The 3,294-nt window shown below is 69.6% G+C and carries 6 protein-coding genes; 1 reads left to right on the plus strand and 5 read right to left on the minus strand.

Going from position 1 to position 3,294, the window contains the following annotated elements:
* The coding region (locus A7A76_RS20770) for a hypothetical protein (protein WP_206413090.1) at positions 1 to 496 on the plus strand (496 nt) is incomplete at its 5' end.
* A gap of 39 nt (positions 497 to 535) precedes the next feature.
* Here A7A76_RS20770 and A7A76_RS20775 read toward each other — a convergent pair.
* The 5 genes from A7A76_RS20775 to A7A76_RS20795 form a co-directional block, all read right to left on the minus strand.
* On the minus strand, positions 536 to 955 hold the full coding sequence (locus A7A76_RS20775) for a hypothetical protein (RefSeq protein WP_206413091.1): 420 nt from the start codon (positions 953 to 955) through the stop codon (positions 536 to 538).
* A 54-nt stretch (positions 956 to 1,009) separates the two neighbouring features.
* A complete protein-coding gene (locus A7A76_RS20780; protein WP_206413092.1) occupies positions 1,010 to 1,447 on the minus strand; it encodes a hypothetical protein in 438 nt (145 codons plus the stop codon).
* Positions 1,448 to 1,509: 62 nt separating this feature from the next.
* Positions 1,510 to 1,869 (minus strand): hypothetical protein, encoded by a 360-nt coding sequence (locus A7A76_RS20785; RefSeq protein WP_206413093.1) that lies wholly within the window; start codon positions 1,867 to 1,869, stop codon positions 1,510 to 1,512.
* Positions 1,870 to 2,126: 257 nt separating this feature from the next.
* Positions 2,127 to 2,669, minus strand: coding sequence for a hypothetical protein (locus A7A76_RS20790; RefSeq protein ID WP_206413094.1), 543 nt, complete (start codon positions 2,667 to 2,669; stop codon positions 2,127 to 2,129).
* A gap of 79 nt (positions 2,670 to 2,748) precedes the next feature.
* Positions 2,749 to 3,177 (minus strand): GFA family protein, encoded by a 429-nt coding sequence (locus tag A7A76_RS20795; RefSeq protein ID WP_206413095.1) that lies wholly within the window; start codon positions 3,175 to 3,177, stop codon positions 2,749 to 2,751.
* Positions 3,178 to 3,294: the final 117 nt, after the last annotated feature.

Raw genomic sequence — 3,294 nt, forward strand, 5'->3', positions numbered from 1 at the left:
GCGTGCGCCCGCGCGCGTCGCGTTCCCGCGCGCGGCCCCGCGCGCCGACGAGAGCGGCGCGCTCACGCCTCGACGCGCCGTCCTCGGCGGCGCGCCACGCACCAAGGAGTCGGACATGCGTAACCTGATGGCCCTGCTGTACTACCTCTGCGCCCTGTTCGGTTGCAGCGTCGGCGGCACCACCATCGAGCACCACACGGTCGTCGACGGCATCGACATCATCGACAGCCGGGTGCGGGTCAGCGAACGCATCGCCCGTTTCGAATGCCAGGCCAGCCGCAGCGGTCAATGCCACTACAGCCTGTTTCGCAGCGAGTGCAAGCCGTCGGCCGCCGGCGCCGTGCCCGATCCGCGCTGCGCGCAGCCGGCGGCGGAGCGCTTCGCTCTCGAGGCGGGCGCGACGCGCGAGATCGTCGGCGTCGCGCCCGGGTTCAAGGTGTGCGTGAGCGAGGACGATGGCGCGGTGCAGGCCGATTGCAAACCCGCAGCACATTGATCGGCCGACATCGCGTCAGTCCTGCGTCGGCCTCCGCAATCAACCGCTGGCCTGCTGTCGCGACAGCAGATCGTGCTGCTCGATGCTCAGCGCCTTGCGCTGAATTTCCCAGCGTCCGGCGGCGATCTCCAACGGCCACAACATGCCTTGGTCGAACAGCCCATAGCCGCCGCCGTTGCTGCAGATCAACAAGTAGACATTCGGCCGATGCACGGACAGCTCCACGCTGCGTTCGTACCAGTCCACGGACTCCCATGCCCGCTCCGAGGGCTCGGGCTGCAGCACGCAGTCGTTGAGAAAACTCGCCACGCGACGCGCGGTCGGAAGCAAGGGATCGACTCGCTCATCGTCGCGCCAACTGCGCTTGAGTGCGCGCCGGCTTTCGTCGGACAGGCCTTCCCACCAGCGGCGCGCGGCGGGGTCGGCGGAAACGGCATACGGTGCGGGAATCGAAGTCATCGTCGCTCCTTTCGGCAAGAGGGGCATCGCTGAAGGCGCAAAGCGCCGCTGCGGTTACAAGGCCCACCAAGAACCCGAAGCCAGCACGTCGCCCAGGGTCGGCTCGCGCATCATGCGAGTCTGCGGCAGCGCATCCTGCCAATGGCACGCGCGATCCAGGCGGACGTCGAGCAGATCCGCGTGCGCGATCCGGTACTCGTAGCGATCCTGCACGCCCCAATCCCATCCCGCCGGTTCCGCATCAACGCAGTCCCTCGCCAGACCGCGCCGGTGCAGCTCGCGTGCGATCGGATCGCGCGGCTGTTCGTGCTCGTCCATCCATTCGTTCAAGTACTGCGCCGTTCGCCGCGCCACGCGGTGCAGCGGATCGGCGCATTCGTCGTCGCTCCAGCTGCGCATGAGCGCAACGCGGCTGCGTTGGGGCAGGCCGGCCCACCAAACCTGGGCCGAAACGTCGTCGACGATTGCGTAAGGTGCGGGAATCGAGGCCATCATCGCTCCTGTGGGTTGGAATTCGGGAAATCGACACCCGCGCGCGATCGAACGATGCCAGCTCACCATTCGGGGATGTTTTCCAGCAGATTCGGCGCTTGCCCTGGGCGATAGATCTCATAGAGGCTCATTTTCCTGATCCCAGGCACGCGATCGGACCAGTATTCGCAGTAATCGCGCTCGCCCCAATGGCGAGGATCTTCCCGGCAACGCGAACGCGCCGGACGCAACGACCGAAGGCGCTGGCGCGTATAACTGCGCCCCAGCTCGATGGCGCGATGGCGCGATGGCGCGATGGCGCGATGGCGCGCATCGTCGCGCAGGCGGCTGCGCAACAGCATCAGGCGTTGCCCTGCGGGCAGCGAGCGCCACCATTCGCACACTTCCTGCGAGCGCACGGATTCGAACAAAACCAACGGCATCGACGCTCCTTTCCGCGCGCCGCGACAGGCGCCGGTATCGACGTGGCGGGAAGCAAGACCGAAGCGGACCGCGAACCCGGCGGCCTCCCCAGGCGGCCGGTGCGAAAACGAGCCGGCATGGTACGCCTGCGCGGGCGAATCGGCGCACCGCGCCGCGCCGGCGCTTCAGCGCCGGTCGCGGCGGCCTGGGGTATGATGGTGGCGCTTTCGGAGCAGAACTCGCGGCTTTCGCCCGCCGTCCCGCCGGCTTCGGCCGCTCAGTCCCAGGGCGCGGTGCGCTCCGCCAGCCAGCGCTGCAGCGCCGGCTCGTCGCTCAACGCGAACAGATGGCCCCACGGCCAATCCACCAGCAACAATTCCCCGGACTTCGGCAACGAACGCAGCAAGGCCGCGATGGCCGGCGCCTGCTGCGGCGCCCAGCGTTCGTGCGCCAGCCACAGCGCCTCGACGCGCTCGCCCTCGCCGTCGGCGAACAAGGCGAAGTCGCCCTCGCCCCAGGCGCGCAGCCGCGGGCACGGCGTGCGCCACGAGGAATAGCCGGTCCACACCTGCGCATACGCCGGGAACTGCGCAGCCGCGGCCGCTGCGACCCGATCGGCCGGCAAATCCAGTTCTGCCAGCGAATGCGGCGCCTGCGGCCGCACCATCATGTCGGTGTAACCGGCGCCGTCGAAATGGGCCTCGGCGAAATCGTGCAGCTCGGCCAGCGTGCGCTGGCAATGCGGCCACGCCGACAACGTCAGCAGTTCGATCTGGCTGTCGTCGTCTTCGTGGAAATACAGCGAACGCGGTTCGGACATGGCGGGCTCCGGCGATCCTTCGCGGCGATGCGCGGCTATTGCAGGTGCGTGCGTCGGCCTTGCCGACAACGCGCGACGCTCACGCGCCCTCGGCGATCTCGACCGCGCCGATCCAGTTGCGCTGGCGCCGCGCCAGCCGCGCGGCTTCGGTTTCGCCGTCCAGCGACGAGGGCGCGCGCTGGATCCGGCCCGGATCGAGGCTGTCGAAGGCATTGACGTTGACCACCGCGTACAGACGTCCCTCGATCCGGCTGACCACGGCCGGCACCGCGCCGCAGTTCGCGCAGACCAGGAAATCGGCGGTGCGGGTGCCGAAGGCATAGCGCGCGACCCGCTGCGGATCGCGCAGGCGCAGGCGCAGCGCCGCGTCCGGGCGCGCGGTCCACACGCCGCCGTGCTTGATGCAGAAACTGCAGTCGCAGGCGCGCGCGGCGATGGCGTCGGCCGCGCCGGGCCAGTCCAGGGCGAAGCCGATGTTGCCGCAGTGGCAGGCGCCTTCGATGAGCATGGGTGAGTTCCGTGGCGAAGGCGCTCAGCTTACTCCGCGGCCGCCGCGCCTGGCCGGGCGCGCCGTCGCAGCGCGTTGAACCGCTCCGGCAGCGGCGGCGCGGCGCGCCCGCGCGGC

Source organism: Lysobacter enzymogenes, from assembly GCF_017168095.1.
Lineage (GTDB): Bacteria > Pseudomonadota > Gammaproteobacteria > Xanthomonadales > Xanthomonadaceae > Lysobacter > Lysobacter enzymogenes_D.